This window comes from Pseudomonas sp. SWRI77, assembly GCF_014269105.1.
GTDB lineage: Bacteria > Pseudomonadota > Gammaproteobacteria > Pseudomonadales > Pseudomonadaceae > Aquipseudomonas > Aquipseudomonas capeferrum.
Window position 1 is genome coordinate 169,008 of sequence record NZ_JABWRV010000003.1, and the last position, 19,061, is coordinate 188,068.

Annotated in this window: 17 protein-coding genes; 7 read left to right on the forward strand and 10 right to left on the reverse strand. The window is 62.5% G+C overall.

Translation table 11 applies throughout. From position 1 onward, the window contains the following. Window positions 1–10 precede the first annotated feature (10 nt). The 8 genes from dacB to HU766_RS04640 form a co-directional block, all read right to left on the reverse strand. Window positions 11–1,468 carry a D-alanyl-D-alanine carboxypeptidase/D-alanyl-D-alanine-endopeptidase gene (gene dacB / locus HU766_RS04605; protein ID WP_186653955.1) on the reverse strand — a complete coding sequence of 486 codons (1,458 nt, stop codon included), beginning with the start codon at window positions 1,466–1,468 and terminating at the stop codon, window positions 11–13. Window positions 1,469–1,664: 196 nt separating this feature from the next. Further along, window positions 1,665–2,009, reverse strand: coding sequence for a YggL family protein (locus HU766_RS04610; protein WP_047583280.1), 345 nt, complete (start codon window positions 2,007–2,009; stop codon window positions 1,665–1,667). Between the two features lie 63 nt (window positions 2,010–2,072). After that, window positions 2,073–5,681 carry a transporter substrate-binding domain-containing protein gene (locus tag HU766_RS04615; RefSeq protein WP_186653958.1) on the reverse strand — a complete coding sequence of 1,203 codons (3,609 nt, stop codon included), beginning with the start codon at window positions 5,679–5,681 and terminating at the stop codon, window positions 2,073–2,075. Window positions 5,682–5,689: 8 nt separating this feature from the next. Continuing rightward, entirely contained in the window at window positions 5,690–6,307 is a 618-nt protein-coding gene (locus HU766_RS04620) for a response regulator transcription factor (protein ID WP_033700468.1), read from the reverse strand. A gap of 282 nt (window positions 6,308–6,589) precedes the next feature. Continuing rightward, on the reverse strand, window positions 6,590–7,921 hold the full coding sequence (locus HU766_RS04625) for a deoxyguanosinetriphosphate triphosphohydrolase (protein ID WP_033700467.1): 1,332 nt from the start codon (window positions 7,919–7,921) through the stop codon (window positions 6,590–6,592). Window positions 7,922–8,038: 117 nt separating this feature from the next. Continuing rightward, entirely contained in the window at window positions 8,039–8,368 is a 330-nt protein-coding gene (locus HU766_RS04630; RefSeq protein WP_186653961.1) for a hypothetical protein, read from the reverse strand. Continuing rightward, window positions 8,365–8,739: a phage holin family protein gene (locus HU766_RS04635; RefSeq protein WP_033700463.1), complete on the reverse strand. Its 375-nt coding sequence runs from the start codon at window positions 8,737–8,739 to the stop codon at window positions 8,365–8,367. The genes HU766_RS04630 and HU766_RS04635 overlap by 4 nt, the downstream gene beginning before the upstream one ends. A 9-nt stretch (window positions 8,740–8,748) precedes the next feature. Continuing rightward, the gene (locus HU766_RS04640) at window positions 8,749–9,063 is read right to left on the reverse strand and encodes a YqjD family protein (protein WP_047583282.1); all 315 of its coding nucleotides are present in this window, start codon (window positions 9,061–9,063) and stop codon (window positions 8,749–8,751) included. A 323-nt stretch (window positions 9,064–9,386) separates the two neighbouring features. On the opposite strand from HU766_RS04640, the gene HU766_RS04645 reads away from it, so the two are divergent. The 5 genes from HU766_RS04645 to HU766_RS04665 all read left to right on the forward strand — a co-directional run bounded on the left by HU766_RS04645 (window position 9,387) and on the right by HU766_RS04665 (window position 12,752). After that, complete coding sequence (locus tag HU766_RS04645; RefSeq protein WP_186653963.1) at window positions 9,387–10,583, forward strand: ammonium transporter; 1,197 nt, start codon at window positions 9,387–9,389, stop codon at window positions 10,581–10,583. A 72-nt stretch (window positions 10,584–10,655) separates the two neighbouring features. After that, the gene (locus HU766_RS04650; protein WP_033700458.1) at window positions 10,656–10,895 is read left to right on the forward strand and encodes a glutaredoxin family protein; all 240 of its coding nucleotides are present in this window, start codon (window positions 10,656–10,658) and stop codon (window positions 10,893–10,895) included. A gap of 107 nt (window positions 10,896–11,002) precedes the next feature. After that, entirely contained in the window at window positions 11,003–11,434 is a 432-nt protein-coding gene (locus HU766_RS04655) for a D-Ala-D-Ala carboxypeptidase family metallohydrolase (RefSeq protein ID WP_186653965.1), read from the forward strand. Between the two features lie 73 nt (window positions 11,435–11,507). Further along, window positions 11,508–11,816 carry a hypothetical protein gene (locus tag HU766_RS04660; RefSeq protein ID WP_033701480.1) on the forward strand — a complete coding sequence of 103 codons (309 nt, stop codon included), beginning with the start codon at window positions 11,508–11,510 and terminating at the stop codon, window positions 11,814–11,816. 51 nt (window positions 11,817–11,867) lie between these two features. Continuing rightward, the gene (locus HU766_RS04665) at window positions 11,868–12,752 is read left to right on the forward strand and encodes a pseudouridine synthase (protein ID WP_186653967.1); all 885 of its coding nucleotides are present in this window, start codon (window positions 11,868–11,870) and stop codon (window positions 12,750–12,752) included. A gap of 46 nt (window positions 12,753–12,798) precedes the next feature. Here HU766_RS04665 and HU766_RS04670 read toward each other — a convergent pair whose 3' ends face one another. Continuing rightward, on the reverse strand, window positions 12,799–14,364 hold the full coding sequence (locus tag HU766_RS04670) for a PAS domain-containing methyl-accepting chemotaxis protein (RefSeq protein WP_033700452.1): 1,566 nt from the start codon (window positions 14,362–14,364) through the stop codon (window positions 12,799–12,801). Between the two features lie 319 nt (window positions 14,365–14,683). Continuing rightward, the gene (acnA, locus tag HU766_RS04675) at window positions 14,684–17,425 is read right to left on the reverse strand and encodes an aconitate hydratase AcnA (RefSeq protein ID WP_186653969.1); all 2,742 of its coding nucleotides are present in this window, start codon (window positions 17,423–17,425) and stop codon (window positions 14,684–14,686) included. A 223-nt stretch (window positions 17,426–17,648) separates the two neighbouring features. Here acnA and rlmM point away from each other — a divergent pair, with 223 nt between their 5' ends. Further along, on the forward strand, window positions 17,649–18,713 hold the full coding sequence (gene rlmM / locus HU766_RS04680) for a 23S rRNA (cytidine(2498)-2'-O)-methyltransferase RlmM (RefSeq protein WP_186653971.1): 1,065 nt from the start codon (window positions 17,649–17,651) through the stop codon (window positions 18,711–18,713). 73 nt (window positions 18,714–18,786) lie between these two features. After that, complete coding sequence (gene tusA / locus HU766_RS04685; RefSeq protein WP_186653972.1) at window positions 18,787–19,029, forward strand: sulfurtransferase TusA; 243 nt, start codon at window positions 18,787–18,789, stop codon at window positions 19,027–19,029. Window positions 19,030–19,061 lie beyond the last annotated feature (32 nt).

The window sequence follows — 19,061 nt, forward strand, 5'->3', positions numbered from 1 at the left end:
CGAGACTTGGTCAGTTGGCCGCAGTACTGGTGCCCAGTTTCGGCTGGCGATAGAGGTCCAGCAGTACCTGGTCAAGCACCTGCGATGCGCCCCACGGTTTCGGGTCGTTGAGAATGGCCGCGACCGCCCAGGTATGCCCGTTGCTGTCGCGGCTGAAGCCCGCGATGGCCCGCACGGTATTCAGGGTGCCGGTCTTGATGTGCCCCTCACCGGTCATGGCCGTGCGTTTCAGGCGCTTGCGCATGGTGCCGTCCATGCCCACCAGCGGCATGGAGCTGATGAACTCGGCCGAGTAGGGGCTCTTCCAGGCAGCCTGCAGCAGGGCGGCCATCTCGCGGGTGCTGACGCGTTCGGCACGCGACAGGCCGGAGCCGTTCTCCATCACCAGGTGAGGTGCAGTAATGCCTTTTTTCGCCAACCACTGGCGAACGACGCGTTGCGCCGCACGGGCATCATCGCCATCGGCATCGGTACGGAACTGTGCACCCAGGCTGAGGAACAGCTGCTGGGCCATGGTGTTGTTGCTGTACTTGTTGATGTCGCGGATCACTTCCACCAGGTCGGGCGAGAAGGCCCGTGCCAGCAGGCGTGCGCTCTTGGGCACGTTCTCGATGCGATCGCGGCCCTGGATGTTGCCACCAAGCTCGTTCCAGATCGCCCGCACGGCGCCGGCGGCGTAGGTCGGGTGATCGAGCAGCGACAGGTAGGTCTGCGAGTTGCAGCCATCGCCGAGTTGGCCGCTGACCACCACGCTGACGCCATCGGCCTGGGGCACAGGGTTGTAGCGCACGTCACCCTTGCACTGCTTGGACGCCACGGCCTTGACCTGGTTATCGATGCGGATGTTGGCAATCGGCGGTTCGACGGCGATGGTCACCTTGCCACCATCGTTGCGGGCGACAAAGCGCAGTGCCTTGAGGTTGACCAGCAACGAGTCAGGCTTGACCAGGAACGGCTTGTTGACGTCGCCGCCATCATCGTTGAACTGCGGCAGGTTGGGCTGCACGAAGTGGCTGCGGTCCAGTACCAGGTCACCGCTGATGGTGCGCACGCCGTTGGCCCGCAGGTCACGCATCAGCAGCCACAGTTTTTCCATGTTCAGCTTCGGGTCGCCGCCACCTTTGAGGTACAGGTTGCCGTTGAGCACACCGTTGCTCAAGGTGCCGTCGGTGTAGAATTCGGTCTTCCACTGGAATGTAGGGCCGAGCAGTTCAAGGGCTGCGTAGGTGGTGACCAGCTTCATGGTCGAGGCCGGGTTCACCGAAACATCGGCGTTGAACACGGTCGCGGCGCCTGGCCCATCCAGCGGCAGCATCACCAAAGACAGCGCAGTGTCTTGCAGCTTGTTGGCTTTAAGCGCCTGCTGCACCTTGGGTGGCAGGCTGGTATTGACGGCGGCGGCCTGGCTGGGCAGGGCGAAGGGCAGGAGCAGGCCGGCGAGAACGAGGGGACGGAGCGTTTTGATCATATTCAGTAAATACCCTGCGGCGAGGGAGAAGGACATTGGGGCTGTAAGAGATGATGGCCCCAGGACGAAATAGAACGCGCATTATGCCCCAAGCTTAGCCACGATGGGCCACGTTCGACACAAAAGCGACGCCAACAAAAAAGGCCACCCCGAAGGGTGGCCTTTTCAGCGTGCAAGCCGCTGGGTAGCGCAGGTATCACTCGGCCGCGTTGATCGCGTTGCCCGGATACCATGCGTCGAGCAGCGGGCTGACTTCGATCTTGGTCAGTTCGCTGCGGCCCTTGAGCCAGGCTTCGACGGCAGCACGCTGCTCTTCGGTGACCGAACCGCGTTTGGCCGAGCACACCAGACCGAAATCGTCACCGCCTACGTAGTCGAGGCCGTTGGCGTCCATGGCTTCTTCCAGGAAGGCATCGAGGAATGCGTCGATCGCCTGATCATCCAGGTCTTCCTTGAAGTCCAGGTTCAGCTCGAAGCCCAATTCCTGAAACTCGTCGACACACAGCTTTTTGCGCAGGCGGCGGGAGCGGTTAGTGGCCATGAAACAATCCTCTTAGGTAATATCGCCGCGCAGTCTACCAGCTTCGGCGTGTGGCTGCCTTGCTCATTCAAGCCCGCCGGTAGCCTTGATGTCAGCGGCCAACGCCTTCTCCACCCGGCGCATGTGCCGGGCCAGGGCCTGGCGCCGTAGGCGCAGTTGCGGTGTCGGCAACGTGGTGTTCTGCAGCGCTTCGCACGCCGCCATCAGCTCGGGCGCCTCCAGCATGCGGGCGGCGCTGAGGATCTTGTGCGCCTGGTCGGCAACGGCGTCGGCGTCTTGTGCGGGCAGGCTCATCAGAATCACCAGGTCCGTTTGCAGGCTCTCGTGCAGGGCGGCCAGAAAGCGCTGGCGGTCGTTCGGGGCTTGGCCGACGATCGTGCCCAGGCCCTCCAGGTCGAACAGTTTGCGCCGCCATGGCTGTCGGCCCCGTGGGCTGATGCCGGCCAGGCGCTGGCTCAGGGTGGTCAGGCTGATGGGTTTGAGCAGGCAGTCATCCATGCCGGCATCCAGGCACTTGCGCATGACCTCGGGCTGGGCGTTGGCGGTATAGCCGAGGATGGTGCAGCGCGATCGCCCGTATTGCCGTTCTTCGGCACGTACGGTACTGGCCAACTGGTAGCCGTTCATGTGCGGCATGTTGCAGTCGAGCACCAACACATCGAAGGCGCCTGCGCGCCACAGGCCCAAGCCTTCACGGCCATCCCTGGCGCAGGTGTGGCCCAGGCCCAGGTAACCCAGCTGCTGCGCCATCAACTGCAGGTTGGCGGGATGGTCGTCGATCACCAGCACGTTCAGGCGTGGATCGGGTACGTCGACAGGTTCGATCATCGGCCTCTCGACAGCGTCGGCGCTGACAACTTGCAACGGCATTTTCAAGCGAACCTGGGTGCCGACATCTTCGAGGCTCTTGATGGTCAGCGTGGCTCCCATCATTTCGCACAGGCTCCGGCAGATCGCGAGGCCAAGGCCAGTGCCTGCGCGGGCACCCTGGCTGTGCGGGTTGGCCTGGATGAATGGGTTGAACAGGCGTTGCAAGTCATCGGCGTGAATGCCGATGCCGCTGTCACGTACTTCCAGCTCTAGAGTCGGGTAAGAGGAGGCTTCTGCTTCCTGCAGGCAAACGCAGATGCGTACCTGGCCATGCTCGGTGAACTTGATGGCGTTGCTGACCAGGTTGGACAGCACCTGCTTGAAGCGCAGCGGGTCGAGCAATGCATGGCAGCGGGCAGCCGGTTCGATCATCACCTCCAGGGCCAGGCCCTTCTGCCGCGCCTGGCCATCGAAGATACGGCCCACCGACTCGACCAGTGCGGCCAGGTCGACCGGCTCCGGAGTGAGTGACAGATGCCCGGATTCGATGCGCACGATATCGAGGATATCGCCGATCAGCCCCAGCAGGTCCTTGGCCGAATGGTGGGCCAGTTCCAGGGCTGAACGGTCCACCCGACCCTGGTCGGCACGTTTGACGGCAAGTTCGAGCATGCCGATGACGGCGTTCATCGGCGTTCGGATTTCATGGCTGATGGTGGCCAGGAACGTGCTTTTGGCGCGGTTGGCATCTTCGGCTTGCTGCTTGGCCTGGCGCAGTTCCTGAACCAGCTGGCGCCGTTCGCTGATATCGATCCAGCCGCCGATGATGCCTTGTACTTCGCCCAGCGAGTCGCGGTATGGCAGGATCCAGTGGTAGATGGTCATTTCGCGGCCTTTAACCCGCAGCGGCCGATCGATGATCAGTGGGGTCCCGGCGGCCATGACCTTCAGGTAATCGGCCTGGATCTGGTGAGTATGTTCGCAGTCAGCGAACAGGCTTTGCTCCAGGCGCTTGCCCATGACCTCTTCGCTGCAGGCCTGAACGGCTTCCAGGTAGCTGTCGTTGCAACTTTGCAGGCAACCTTCGCGATCACGCACGTACATGGGGTGCGGTGTGCCGTTGAGCAGCGCACGCATGAATGCCAGCTGGTCGTTCAACGCCCGCTCGGCGCTTTGACGCTGCTTGATCTGCAGGCGCAGGCGGGCATTCCAGATCAGTGCCAGCAGCAGCAACAGCCCGGTACCCAGCAGCACCTGCCAGGCGAGCCGGCGAAAGCTTTGCCAGGTGCTGTCGTCATGCAGGCCGTAACCACGCCAGCGGTTGTTTATCACCCCCAGCTCTTCCGGCGGAATGCTCAACAACGCTTTGTCGAGGATCGATACCAGCGTCTGTGAATGGCTGGCGGCTGCCATGGCGTAGCTGGCCGGCTCGCTGCCGACGGTGGCGCGTATGACCAGGTCGGGGTGGGTGGCCACCGCATGGTTGGCGTCTATCAAGGTGGTGATCACGGCATCTACAGCACCGCTTTTGAGCAGCGCCGTGGAATAGAAGGAGCTCTCGGTCTCGATCCAGCCAATGTGCGGATAGCGCGTGGAAAGGTCATCCATCGCGCTGTAGCGGGTAATCGCGATGCGTCGGTCCTTCAGTTGTTCCAGAGAGGTGTATTGCCCGTTGCTCGCTCGGCTGACCAATACATAGACACTTTCAAGGTAAGGGCGGCTGATTTGCAGGGTCTGCTCGGCCTCACCGTCGGTAGTGAGCGCCGCAATCACATCCACCCGGCCGTCCTTGAGGCGGGCGATCATGTCGGCAATGCCGCTGGCGCGCTGCACCTCGAAACGCAGGCCGGTGCGCAGGCGGATGAGCTCCAGCAGGTCGGCGGTGATGCCCCTGAAATATCCCGAACCATCGAAGAAGGACAAGGGCGCCGCAGTATCGTCGATGGCCACGCGCATGACCGGGTGGTGTTGCAACCAGAATTCCTCAGCCTCTGTCAGTTGCAGCTTGCGGTCGGTCAGGAGCAGGTCGCTGCCGGCACTCCAGCGCTTGAAGATACTGGCGCGCACGGCTGCAGGCTGATTGTCGAGAATGGCGTTGACCAGTTCCAGCAGCAACGCATCCGCCTTGCGCATGGCAAAGCTGAAGCCGATCGCTTCGTGCTTGCTGAAATTGGCGATGCGCAGGCCGGGCAGGTGGCCGCGATTGAGCTGGTAATGGGTGGAGATGGTGTCGCCGATGAACACGTCGGCCTGGCCAAATGCAACGGCATTCAAGGCCTGGGAAGACGAGCCGAAGGCCAGCACCTGGGCCTTGGGGTAGGCACTGCCTATCTCCTGCCTCGGCAGGTAGTGGTAGAGCATGCCCAGCCGCATGTTCTCCAGGCCCAGGTCCAAAGGGCGGCGTTCGTCCTCACGGGTGACCAGCACCGGCTGGTCAATGGCATAGGGGTGCGACAGTGCCAGACCGTCCGTTGTCGCTTCATAGCCGTTGGCACTGCCGAGCAGGTCGATATCGCCGCGTTTGAGTGCCTCTACCGCTGCCTGTCGGCTGTTGAAGCGCAGCACGCGTACAGGCAGCTGCAGGGCAAGGCTGATCAGGTTTGCATACTCGGCGGTGAGGCCTTGATAGTCGCGGCCGCCACTGGTGATGTCGAAGGGCGGATAGTCGGGCGCAGAGGTCCCCAGCACCAGTTCGTGTCGGCTTTCGAGCCATTGGCGTTGCGGGGCCGTAAGAGAAGGCTGTGCTGGCATTACCGGTGAGCGTGCCAGCAGGGCATACGCGGTAACTCCGTGGTGGTTGGCGTGTATTGCGCCGCTGACCAGTGCCAGGGCGAGTAACAGCCGGGCGATATGGCGCGCCATGAAAACCCTCAGACCAGTGCGTTGCGTTTGGCCATTTCGATCAGGTCCACCAAGGTCTCGACCTGGAGTTTGTGCATCAGGCGCTTCTTGTAGGTACTCACCGTCTTGTTGCTGAGGAACATGCCTTTGGCGATTTCCTTGTTGCTTCGCCCTTGGGCAAATAATTGCAGGACCATGAGTTCACGGTCATTGACCTGGCGGAAGAGTTGCAGGTCGGCATCTACCGTTTGATTGTGTTTGATTGCCTGGCTGGGGAAATAGTTGTAACCGGCAAGTACTGCCTTGATCGCGCTGAGCAGTTCGCTGAGGTCTTCCTGCTTGCACACATAGCCCGCAGCGCCCGAGTGCATGCAGCGTACGGCGAACAACGCCGGGGATTGGGCGGTCAGCACCAGAACCTTCAACGGCAGGGACATGGCCTGGAAGCGGGAAAGCACCTCTAGGCCGTCTAGCTTGGGGATGCTGATGTCGAGGATGACCAGGTCAGGGGCGGTTTCTCGAATCATCTGCATGGCGTCAACGCCATTGTCCGATTCGCCGACGATCTTGTAGTTCTGATTTTCCAGCAACATACGAACGGCCAGGCGGATAACGGGATGGTCGTCGACAATAAATACGGAGTGCATGTTCAACTTCCCTGCGGGCGAGTGAGGGTGACGGGTGGCACCTTATCCCAGTTGGAAGTCGTCGGGCATGTGAGGAAGGGCTATTCGCTGTATATGGGAAATGGCTTACAGGATAAAACAAATCGGGCTACGAATTTGGCCTGTGGAGCTTGATGTCAAACCTTGTTTGGTAACTTTTCATTGACTGTTATTCGTGGTGTTTAATCGGCACCTACACAAGTAGGAAGTTTCCTTCAAGAAAGGGTGCAGCCAGAGGCTGTGCTCGGGCTGCACCTGACGGGCTCAGGTCGGGCTGGAGCGCCCCGTCATTTCGCGGGCCATTTCACTGGCATAGCTGTCGGTCATGCCGGCGATGAAGTCGATCATGCGCAGAAAGGCACTGTGCAATGAGCCATGCGGGTCCGGTGCATTGTTGCCGATCAGGTCGAGCACACGCCGGCTCTTGAACGACGGGGTGCGGCCGCCATGCTGTTCGAGGGCCGCGCCGCAGAAGGTGTTCAAGAGGATCTCGAGTGTGGTGTAGGCGCCGATCTCGTGCAGGGTCTTGCGTTTGTCCTGGAAGATCTTGTTGCGCGCCATGTCCTTGGCTTGCAGCACGCAGTGCTTGGCCGGGCCATGCATGTGTTCGACCAGGTCGCCGGGCAGATGCCCGGCGAGCAGTGCCTGTTGCTGTTCGACGAAGGCGTGGGCGGCGGCGTTGGTCAGGTGTTCGATGGCCTTGCCGCGCAGGATCGCCAGCTTGCGCCGTCGCGAGTCGCGCGGGCCGAGTTGGCGATAGGTCTCCGGCAGGTCGTCGCCCACCAGGCCGAGCAGCAGCGCCTCGACTTCGGCATACTCCAGCAACTCCATCTCCACGCCGTCTTCCAAGTCGATCAGTGCATAGCAAATGTCATCTGCGGCCTCCATCAGGTAGACCAGCGGGTGGCGCGCCCAGCGTTGATCTTCCAGTTGCGGCAAGCCGAGTTTGCGGGCGATCTGTTCGAGCAACGGCAGTTCACTCTGGTAGCTGCCGAACTTGTGTTTCTTGTAACCCAGGGCATCGGCATGGCGGGCGCTCCAGGGGTACTTGAGGTAAGTGCCGAGGGTGGCGTACGTCAGCCGGGTACCGCCGTCGAACTGGTGATACTCCAGTTGGGTGAGTACGCGAAAGCCTTGTGCATTGCCTTCGAAGTTGAGGAAGTCGGCGCGCTCGTCATCGCTCATGTCGTCCAGCCAGCCACGCCCTGCTGCCTGTTGGAACCAGTGGCGGATGGCGTCTTCGCCGGAGTGGCCGAACGGCGGGTTGCCGATGTCGTGGGCCAGGCAGGCCGATTGCACGATCATCCCGAGGTCACTCGGTTCGCACCAGTCTGGCAGGCTGTCACGCAGGGTTTCGCCCACCCGCATGCCGAGCGAGCGGCCGACGCAACTGACTTCCAGGGAATGGGTCAGGCGCGTATGGATATGGTCGTTGCTGGTAACCGGGTGTACTTGAGTCTTGCGCCCAAGCCGGCGGAAGGCGCCGGAGAAGATGATGCGGTCGTGGTCCTTGTGGAAAGGGCTGCGCCCGAGTTCTTCGGGGCTGTACAGGGCTTTGCCCAGGCGTTCGCGGGTCAGCAAGGTATGCCAGTCCAAGGCTCGATCTCCTGTCGGTCGATGGGCATAGCTTCCTGTGTCGTGAGTCACCATGCAAGCTGAAGGTTTACGCGATCACCGGCGGGTGATCGCGTCTGTTCAGGTGATGCGAGAACGTCAGTGCCGGCGGCTGCCCTGCAGGTACAGCCGGATCAGTGGCAGCAGGCTGCCGCCCAAGCGCACCAGCCGTGTCAGGTTGCCACTGCGCACGCCCTTGCCGGTGAGAAAGCCCAAGGCGACCACCGCGCCAATCCCCCACAGCGGCGCATGCTTGATGCCAAGCCCCTCGTGCAGCGAACTGCCCATGCCGCGCATGCGCTGCAGTGGCTCAAGCAGTTGCCCCGACTCGTGGCGGATTTCCTGGCGGTGCATCTCCAGACGCAGGCGCAACAGGGCCTTGCGCAGTTCGCGAGGGTTACGGGTATTGGGTAGTTCAGGCAGGCTCATGGCAACAGGCGCTCCCGGTCCTTGGCAAGTTCCTCGAGGGTCGCGCCGAACGGCGATGACTCGTCGAACACTGCAGCCTTCAAACGCAAGCCGCAATACAACGCGGCCACACCGTAGAACACGCACAGGCCGATGATGCCCGCCAGGCGATAGCTGTCCCACAGCAGCACCAGCAGCAGCCCGGACAGCGCCGTCAGCAGCAGCAGGGCGAACACCAGTGCCAAACCTGCGAACAACAGCAGACTCAAGGTGCGGCCCTTCTGCTCCTGCAGCTCGATACCAAACAGCTCGATGTGGCTGTGCAGCAGCCCGAGCATCGCCGCGCCCAGGCGTTTGCCCGAAGCGCCGGCGCCGATGGCGTCATTCTCCATGGGAACCCCTCAGCGCCGATTGGCCAGCAGGCCGATCAACAGCCCCACGCCCGCCGCAATACCGATGGCCTGCCAGGGGTTTTCCTGCACGTACTGCTCGGCGGTGCCAAGGGCTGCCTGGCCGCGGTCGCGCACCGATTCCTGAGTCAGTTGCAGGGTTTCACGGGCCTGAGTCAGGCGGTCATGGATCTGTTCACGCAATTCGTCAGCCTGATCGCCTGCCAGGTTGGCGGTGTCGGCGAGCAGCTTCTCGGTGTCGCGGACCAAGGCCTGAAAGTCAGCCATCAATATCTCTTGAGCAGTCTTTGCCGATTTGCTGGCCATGGGTCTCTCCCTGTTGATGAGTGTTGGTAGTTCGAGTGATAGCACATGCCGAAGGTTCAAGTGGCTGTGCGGGTAACTGGGCTGGTATGGGCCTTGCTAAGGCTTTGCCACGTAGCGGGGCGCCGCTGGCGCGCACTGCGCCGATTCGGGGCGCCCTGCGTGACGAACTACCGTAAACCTTAACCCAATCCTCGACAAACCCAAGAATAAACCATGCAGGCCTCGCCCCATTCAGCAAACGGGGCAGGGGGCTGGCACCGATTCGGTGCAGGGATGCAGGTTCTTGAACTGTCCTGGTGCCTTTTCTGCAGGTCTGCCTATTCATGGAACACATGCACAGCGCGATGGACTCCCTGGTCCACGGTTCGAATACCCTGTTCATTCTCATGGGCGCCATTCTGGTGCTGGCCATGCATGCTGGCTTCGCCTTTCTCGAAGTGGGCACCGTACGGCACAAGAATCAAGTCAATGCCTTGTCGAAGATCCTCAGCGACTTCGCCATTTCGGCGCTGGTGTACTTCTTTATCGGCTATTGGATCGCCTACGGCGTGAGTTTCTTCCAGCCGGCGGCGCAACTGGCCGTCGACCATGGCTATGCGCTGGTCAAGTGCTTCTTCCTGCTCACGTTCGCAGCTGCCATCCCGGCGATCATCTCCGGGGGCATTGCCGAGCGTGCGCGTTTCGTTCCGCAGCTGTGTGCCACCGCGTTGATCGTGGCGTTTGTCTATCCGTTTTTCGAAGGCGTGGTGTGGAACGGCAACTTCGGTGTGCAGGCCTGGCTGCACGCACGCTTCGGCGCGCCGTTCCATGACTTTGCCGGCTCTGTCGTGGTGCATGCCATGGGCGGCTGGCTGGCGCTGGCGGCTGTGGTGTTGCTGGGGCCACGGCGTGGGCGCTACCGCGACGGCCGCCTGGTGGCTAGCATTCCGTTTCTGGCGCTGGGTTCGTGGATCCTGATCATTGGCTGGTTCGGCTTCAACGTGATGAGCGCCCAGACCTTGCAGGGCGTAAGCGGCCTGGTGGCGATCAATTCGCTGATGGCCATGGTCGGTGGCACCCTGGCGGCCTTGCTGGCCGGGCGCAACGACCCGGGCTTCCTGCACAATGGGCCGCTGGCCGGGCTGGTGGCGATCTGTGCCGGTTCCGACCTGATGCACCCGATTGGCGCGCTGGCCACCGGCCTGGTGGCTGGGGTGCTGTTTGTCTGGAGTTTCACAGCGGCGCAGAACCGCTGGAAAATCGACGACGTGCTGGGCGTGTGGCCGTTGCACGGCCTGTGCGGTGTGTGGGGTGGCATTGCCTGTGGCGTGTTCGGCCAGGCCGCCTTGGGTGGCATGGGCGGTGTCAGCCTGGCCAGCCAGTTGCTGGGCAGTCTTATGGGGGTGCTGGTGGCATTGCTCGGTGGCTTTGTCGTCTATGGGGTGATCCGAGCGCTGCATGGCTTGCGCTTGAGCCACGAGCAGGAGTTTCAGGGCGCGGACCTGTCGCTGCACCGCATTGGTGCGACCAGCCAGGATTGAGCGAGGCCAGGTGCGCAGTGGGCGGGACGGACCTAGAATAGGCTTTTCCAAAGCCAAACCGAGAACTGCCCCATGCTGCCTGAATGCCAATTGTTCGGCACCCTCGGCTGCCACCTGTGCGAAGTGGCCGAGGCTGTGCTGATGCCTTTCGTCGATCACGGCCTGTTGGTGGAGCTGGTCGACATTGCCGATAACGAGGCCATGTTCGAACGCTATGGCCTGATCATTCCCGTGCTGCGTCGCTGTGACAATGGCGGCGAGCTGCATTGGCCGTTCGATGCCGAGCAAGTGGTGGCGTTTCTCGCGCAATGATCGCCCAATGGGCACGCGTTCCTCACGCCATGGTTGAGATTACAAGTCGATGATCGGGTGCCGGCCACTGCTGCCGGTGCCCTTGAACTGTCATCGAGAATCTAACCATGTTCATCACGCCTCATTTCACCCTGGATGAAATGACCGCTTCGCAAATCGCCGCAAGGGAAGGGTTTGACAACACCCCTACACCTGAGGCACTGGCCAATCTAACTGTCCTGTGTGGCGTGCTTGAAAAGGTACGTGCGCTGCTCGGCATGCCGATCATCATCAGTAGCGGCTACCGCTGCAGTGCGCTTAATCAGCGTGTCGGTGGGGCACCGTCAAGCCAGCATGTGCTGGGGTTGGCAGCCGACTTCACGGTGATCGACGTCAGCCCGCGTGAGGTGATACGCAGAATCGGCGACAGCGACGTACCCTTCGATCAACTGATCCTGGAGTTTGACCGGTGGGTGCATTTGTCCGTGACCACTGGCACTCCGCGGGGCCAGGTACTGACCATTCGCAGAGGCACTGGTTACTTGCAGGGGTTGCAATGACGCGCTGGCGAATTGACGTGGATGAGGGGAGGTCCGTATGCTGTATATAAATACAGTGTTCGAGGGGAAGGCCATGCTCAACGTCGAGCAACTCAAGTACAGCGTCAACCACATGCCCGTCGAGCGGGTGTGCGATGCCGTTCTGGAACTGCGCCTCGAAGGCCTGGTGACTGAAGATCGAACGCCGTTCGGCAAGGTTCACTTCAATACCTGTTTTGCCGAGATCGAGGCATTGTTCCAGCGTGCCGGTTACCACCGTGGGCTGGACGTCGTAGGTTACCAGGGTTTGTTATATGCCCTGTACGACCCCAACCGCTGGGAGGCCGTGCAAGTACTGCGCTGGTTGAAGGCGCGCAGCGAGGCGACGCTACAGGCTGGTTGAGGTGGAAGGCTTGGAGGATAATGCGCGGCCTCCAACCTTTTGAGCGCTGCCATGACCACGCCTTTCGACCCTGCCCGCCAGCAAGCCAGCACGGTGTGCCTGCCCCCCGGCAACTGGGCGACGGTGCTCGATTGCCTGTGTGACCATTTCAAGGCCATCGATCGGGCGCAGTGGCTTGACCGCTTTGCCCGGGGCCGCGTGCTCGATGCGCAGGGGCAGGCAATCTCTGCTGGGCTGGCTTATAAACGCGGCATGCGCTTGCACTACTTCCGGGAAGTGCCAAATGAGCGGCCGATCCCTGTGCAGGAAACCCTGTTGCACGTGGACGAGCATTTGGTGGTTGCCGACAAACCGCACTTTCTGCCGGTGACCCCGACTGGTGAGTATGTCGAGCAGACTTTGCTGCGCCGGCTGATTCGGCGTCTGGACAACCCGCATCTGGTGCCTTTGCACCGCATCGACCGGCATACCGCAGGGCTTGTGCTGTTCTCCGCCAACCCCCAGACGCGCAGTGCCTACCAGCGCTTGTTCCCCGAGCGGCGGATCGACAAACGCTACCAGGCCATCGCCGCAGCCATGCCCCAGCACAACTTCCCGCTGGTGCACAAAAGCCGCCTGGTGCATGGCGAGCCGTTCTTCCGCATGCAGGAGGTGGAGGGCGTTGACAACAGCGAAACCTTGGCCCAGGTGCTGGAGGCGCGTGGCGAGTTATGGCGCTACGGTCTGTCGCCGGTGACCGGCAAGACCCACCAATTGCGTGTACACATGGCGGCATTGGGCGCGGCAATCTGCAACGATCCGTTCTACCCCGAACTGCTGCAGACCGATGACGATTATCAGCGGCCTTTGCAACTGTTGGCGCAGAGCCTGCGTTTCGAAGATCCGTTGACGGGTGAGGAGCGGTATTTCGAGAGCCGGTTGCAACTGGACTGGTAGGAGCGGCCCGCCAAGGCCGCCCCAATAGCACCCAAGGCTCGGTGTCTTAGCGGTTGAAACGCTCCACCAGCGAATACTGGCTACCGGCAGTGCTGGTCAGTTCCTCGCTGAGCAGCGCCGAATGCTGGGCCTGTTCAGCGGTCTGGTCGGCAAGGTCGGCAATGGTGCTGATGTTGCGGCTGATCTCGTCGGCGACGGCAGTCTGCTCTTCGGTAGCGGCTGCGATCTGGGTCGCCATGTCGGTGATATTGGCCACCGCTTCGCTGATACCGACCAACGCTTCATCGGCCTGCATGACCCGGTCGACCCCTTCCTGTGCCTGGCGGTGGCCGGTTTCCATGGTCAGTACGGCATTGCTGGCTGTCTGCTGCAGCTTGGCGATCAGGCCGTGGATCTGCCCGGTGGATTCGGCGGTGCGCTGGGCCAACTGGCGTACCTCGTCGGCCACGACCGCAAAACCACGGCCCATCTCTCCGGCGCGGGCCGCTTCGATGGCGGCGTTCAGCGCCAGCAGGTTGGTCTGGTCGGCGATGCCCTTGATCACATCGACCACACCGCCGATTTCGTCGCTGTCCTTGGCCAGTTGCGTCACCGTTGCACCGGTTTCACCCACTGCCGCCGACAGGCGCTCGATGGCCTCACGGGTTTCACCGGCAATCTGCCGGCCCTGGCTGGTCAGGCGATTGGCTTCCTGGGTGGCGTCGGCAGTGCGTTGCACATGGTTGGCCACTTCCTGGGTGGTGGCAGCCATCTGGTTGACGGCGGCCGCCACTTGTTCGGTTTCCACCCGCTGGCGCTCCAGCCCCGAAGAGCTCTTGTGGGCCAGGGCATCGGATTGCCGCGCCTGTTCGCTGAGGTGTTCTGCACTGTCCTGCAGGCGTGTCAGGCAGGTTTTCATGCGTGCATCCTGGCTGAGCATGGCCATTTCCAGGCGGGCCTGAACGCCGCGGCTATCGGTGTACATCTGCGCGATGAGGGGGTCGGACGTGGTTTGTTCCGCCAGGCGCAGCAGGCGCTTGAGGCCACGTTGCTGCCAGCTCAGGCCGAGCAGGCCAAGGGGCACCGACAGGGCCGCCGCCAGGCCGAAGCCCCAGGAGTGGCCAAGCCAGTTGCCAATCAGGAAGCCCACCTGGCTTACCAGAATGAACGGCAGCCAGTCCTGCAGAATCGGCAGCCATTGATCACGTCGCGGCACCGCCGACTTGCCCTGGTTCAGGCGCTGGTAGAGGCCTTCGGCCCGGCGGATCTGTTCGGCGGTGGGTTTGACCCGCACCGATTCGAAACCGACCACCTGGTTATTGTCGAAGATCGGCGTGACATAGGCGTTGACCCAGTAGTGGTCACCGTTCTTGCAGCGGTTCTTGACGATGCCCATCCAAGGCTGGCCCTGTTTGAGGGTTTGCCACATGTGGGCGAACACGGCCGCGGGCACATCCGGGTGACGTACCAGGTTGTGCGGCGCGCCGGTCAACTCTTCGCGGGTGAACCCACTGATTTCGATAAACGCGTCATTGCAGTAGCTGATCACGCCCTTGGCGTTGGTGGTGGAGATCAACCGCTGCTGGGCAGGGAAAGTCCGTTCTCTCTGGGTAATCGGCTGGTTGTTACGCATGGGTGGGTAATCCGCAAAGAATCCGCAAGGCTTTCGTGAGGTATCGGCAAGCCGCTGGTTTTATTGAATGGATATTTAATGGGCTTGATTTGTGGCAATGGGCCATTATTCAGATTGAGCTGGGGAACAGGCACGTTTGATCAAAATGGCGTCATTTTTGCGTTTTTAAGGCTGTTTGGTGACGTGTGAGTCTGATGATGACTCAATGGCTGGCCAAGAGCCAGTAGACGATAGCGGAATGAGGCCGCCGAGAGAGGGGGTAGGGGGCGTTGGCTGGGGATTTGCGGTGCCTGTGAAATCCCCAGCCAAGCCTTGCATCTCAACCAGCAATCAACTGGCGCAACACATAATGCAGAATCCCCCCCGCCTTGAAGTACTCCACCTCATTCAAGGTATCGATGCGGCACAGCACCTCGATCTGCTCCTGCTGCCCGTCCTCGCGGGTGATACGCAGCGTCAGGCTCATGCCTGGCCGTAGATGAGCACCGCTCAACCCCAGCACATCGATGCGCTCCCTGCCGGTCAGCGCCAGTTGCTTGCGATCATGCCCGGCCTGGAACTGCAGGGGCAGCACGCCCATGCCCACCAGGTTCGACCGGTGGATGCGTTCAAAGCTTTCTGCCAGCACCGCCTTGACCCCCAACAGATTGGTGCCCTTGGCGGCCCAGTCACGGCTGGACCCTGTGCCGTATTCCTGGCCGGCGATCACCACCAGCGGCGTGCCCTGGGCCTGGTACTGCATGGCGGCATCGTAGATCGACAGCTTTTCGCCCGTTGGCACGAATAGGGTATTGCCCCCTTCCTCACCCCCAAGCATCTCGTTGCGAATACGGATGTTGGCGAACGTGCCGCGCATCATCACCTCGTGGTTACCCCGGCGCGATCCGTAGGAGTTGAAGTCCCGCGGTTCCACACCCTTGCTGCGCAGGTAGCGCCCGGCGGGGCTGTCGGCCTTGATGTTGCCGGCCGGGGAGATGTGGTCGGTGGTGACCGAGTCGCCGAGCAGGGCCAGCACGCGGGCACCCTCGATGTCCTCGACCTGCGGCGGCGGCCCGCCGATGTCGTCGAAGAACGGTGGATGCTGAATGTAGGTCGATGCCTCCTGCCAGACATACGTGGCCGCTTGCGGCACCTCGATGGCCTGCCACTGCGCGTCGCCTTCGAAGACTTCGGCGTACTCCTTGTGGAACATCGCGGTGTCGACCTTGGCCACGGCGGCGGCGATCTCCTGCTGGCTGGGCCAGATGTCGCGCAGGTACACCGGCTGGCCGTCCTTGCCAGTGCCCAACGGGTCGCGGGTCAGGTCCAGGCGCACGCTGCCGGCCAGGGCGTAAGCCACTACCAGCGGCGGCGAGGCCAGCCAGTTGGTCTTGACCAGCGGATGCACGCGGCCCTCGAAGTTGCGGTTGCCCGAGAGTACCGAGGCAACGGTCAGGTCGGCGCTGCCGATGGCTTGCTCGATCGCTTCATCCAGTGGGCCGGAGTTGCCGATGCAGGTGGTGCAGCCGTAACCCACCAGGTCAAAACCCAACTCATCCAGATACGGCGTCAGCCCGGCAGCCTTGAAGTAGTCGGTGACCACCTTGGAGCCAGGGGCCAGCGAGCTCTTGACCCAGGGTTTGCGCTGCAGGCCCTTCTCCAGGGCCTTTTTCGCCACCAGCCCGGCGGCCATCATCACGCTGGGGTTCGAGGTGTTGGTGCAGGAGGTGATCGCGGCGATGACCACTGCACCGTCGCGCAGGGTGTGGGTCTGGCCTGCATGGCTGTAGTCGATTTCGCCCGCCTGGTCGGCGTTGCCCACCGCCACACCGCCGCCGCCTTCGCTTTCCAGGCGGCCGACTTCCTTGGCCAGTGGCTTGGGCTGCAGTTCGATGAAGTGGTCGAACGCCTGGCTGACCTGGCCCAGGGCGACCCGGTCCTGGGGGCGTTTGGGCCCGGCCAGGCTGGCCTCGACGTCGGTCATGTCGAGGGCCAGGGCATCGCTGAACACCGGGTCCTGGCCAGGCAGGCGCCACAGGCCTTGGGCCTTGCAGTACTGTTCGACCAGTTGCACTGTCTGCTCGGGGCGCCCGGTCAGGCGCAGGTAGTCAAGGGTCACCTGGTCGACCGGGAAGAAGCCGCACGTGGCGCCATACTCGGGGGCCATGTTGGCGATGGTGGCACGGTCGGCGAGGGGCAGCTCGGCCAGCCCATCGCCGTAGAACTCGACGAACTTGCCCACCACCCCTTTCTTGCGCAGCATCTGCGTCACGGTCAACACCAGGTCGGTGGCGGTAATGCCCTCGCGCAACTTGCCGGTCAATTTGAAGCCGATCACTTCCGGGATCAGCATCGACACTGGCTGGCCGAGCATCGCAGCTTCGGCCTCGATGCCGCCAACACCCCAGCCCAGTACTCCGAGGCCGTTGATCATGGTGGTGTGCGAATCGGTACCGACCAGGGTGTCGGGGAAGGCATAGGTGCGGCCGTCTTCTTCACGGGTCCAGACGGTGCGGCCAAGGTATTCCAGGTTGACCTGGTGGCAGATGCCGGTGCCCGGCGGTACTACCCGGAAGTTGTCGAAGGCGCTCTGGCCCCAACGCAGGAAGGCATAGCGCTCGCCATTGCGCTGCATTTCGATGTCGACGTTCTCGCTGAACGACTGGGGCGTGCCATAGCGGTCGACCATCACCGAGTGGTCGATTACCAGGTCGACCGGCGACAGCGGGTTGATCCGCTGCGGGTCGCCACCGGCCTTGGCCATGGCGGCGCGCATGGCTGCCAGGTCGACCACGGCGGGTACGCCGGTGAAGTCCTGCATCAGCACCCGGGCCGGGCGGTACTGGATTTCCCGGTCGGAGCGGCGCGCCTCCAGCCATTGGGCAATAGCGCGCAGGTCGTCACCGGTGACGGTCTTGCCGTCCTCCCAGCGCAGCAGGTTTTCCAGCAGCACCTTGAGCGACATGGGCAGGCGTTGCAGGTCGCCCAACTGGCGGGCGGCCTCGGTAAGGCTGTAATAGTGGTACGTCTGGTCGGCGACCTTGAGGGTCTTGAGGGTGTTCAGGCTATCGAGCGAGGGCATTGCCAACTCCTTCTGCGCCGGTGCCCGGCAAATCTGGGTGTTTGCCGGTGTCACCGCTCTGTTTCGATCCGCACGGTACGGACCTGGCTGAATGGTCAGGTTAGACCGGTTTGGCCTGCCTGACCCTTTTCTGGACCGGCGGGACGTGTCGCAGGTTCCGAACTTCCTTTATCATCGCCGCCCTGCCGGCGCCTGTGGTGCGCCCGCCGTAGTGGAGTGAGAGATGAGTACCCTGTTCATGCATTGCCGGCCCGGTTTCGAGGGCGAGGTCTGCGCCGAGATCAGCGAACATGCCGCCCGCCTGGGGGTTGCCGGCTATGCCAAAGGCAAAGCGCAGAGCGCCAGTGCCGAGTTTGTCTGCACCGAGGACAATGGCGCCGAGCGCCTGATGGGGGAACTGCGCTTCGCTGAGCTGATCTTCCCGCGGCAGTGGGCCCGTGGCAGTTTCGTCGAGTTGCCGGAGAGCGATCGCATCAGCGTATTGCTCGAGCACCTGGCCAGCCTGCCTGTGTTCGGCAGCCTGTGGCTGGAAGTGCTCGACAGCAACGAAGGCAAGGAGCTGTCGACGTTCTGCCGCAAATTCGAGGTGCCATTGCGCAAGGCCCTGGAAAAGGCCGGTCGCCTGGTTGAAGACGCCAGCCGTCCACGCCTTCTGCTGAGCTTCATCACTGGCCGGCGGGTATTTGTCGGCCAGGCTGCGGCCAACAACAGCGCGCTCTGGCCAATGGGCATCCCGCGCCTGAAGTTTCCCCGTGAAGCGCCCAGCCGCTCGACCCTCAAGCTGGAAGAAGCCTGGCATCAGTTCATCCCCCGCGAGCACTGGGACCAGCGCCTGGGTGATGACATGACCGGTGTCGACCTGGGCGCCTCGCCTGGCGGCTGGACCTATCAGCTGGTGCGCCGCGGGATGTTGGTCACCGCCATCGACAACGGCCCGATGGCCGAGAGCTTGATGGACACCGGGCTGGTCCAGCACCTGATGGCGGATGGTTTCACCTGGCAGCCGAAGCAGCCGGTGGACTGGATGGTCTGCGACATCGTCGAGAAGCCGGCGCGGACCACCGCATTGATTGAAACCTGGCTGGGGGAAGGGCTGTGCCGCGAGGCGGTGGTCAACCTCAAGCTGCCGATGAAGCAACGCTACACCGAGGTGCGGCGCCTGCTCGACCGCATGCAGGCCACGTTCAAGGCGCGCAAGATCAGGGTTTCGATCGCCTGCAAGCAGCTGTATCACGACCGTGAGGAAGTGACCTGCCATCTGCGCAGGCTGGACCTGAAGCCGCGTTGAGTGCGTGGGCGGCGCGCAGCCCTTGGTGCGCGCCGCACGATGCGCGACAATGATGAACATTTTGGAGCCGCCCATGACTGATTTAACCCCCGACGCCGTCCTCGATGCCACCGGCCTGAACTGCCCCGAGCCTGTGATGATGTTGCACCAGCACGTGCGTGGCCTGGCTGCCGGTGGCTTGCTCAAGGTCATTGCCACCGACCCGTCGACCCGCCGCGACATCCCCAAGTTCTGCAACTTCCTCGGCCATGAACTGCTGCAGCAGCAAGAGGACGCGGGCACCTTCCTGTACTGGATCCGCAAGAAAGCCGACTGAACCGCTCTGGAACACGCCGCGCGTAGCGCCTA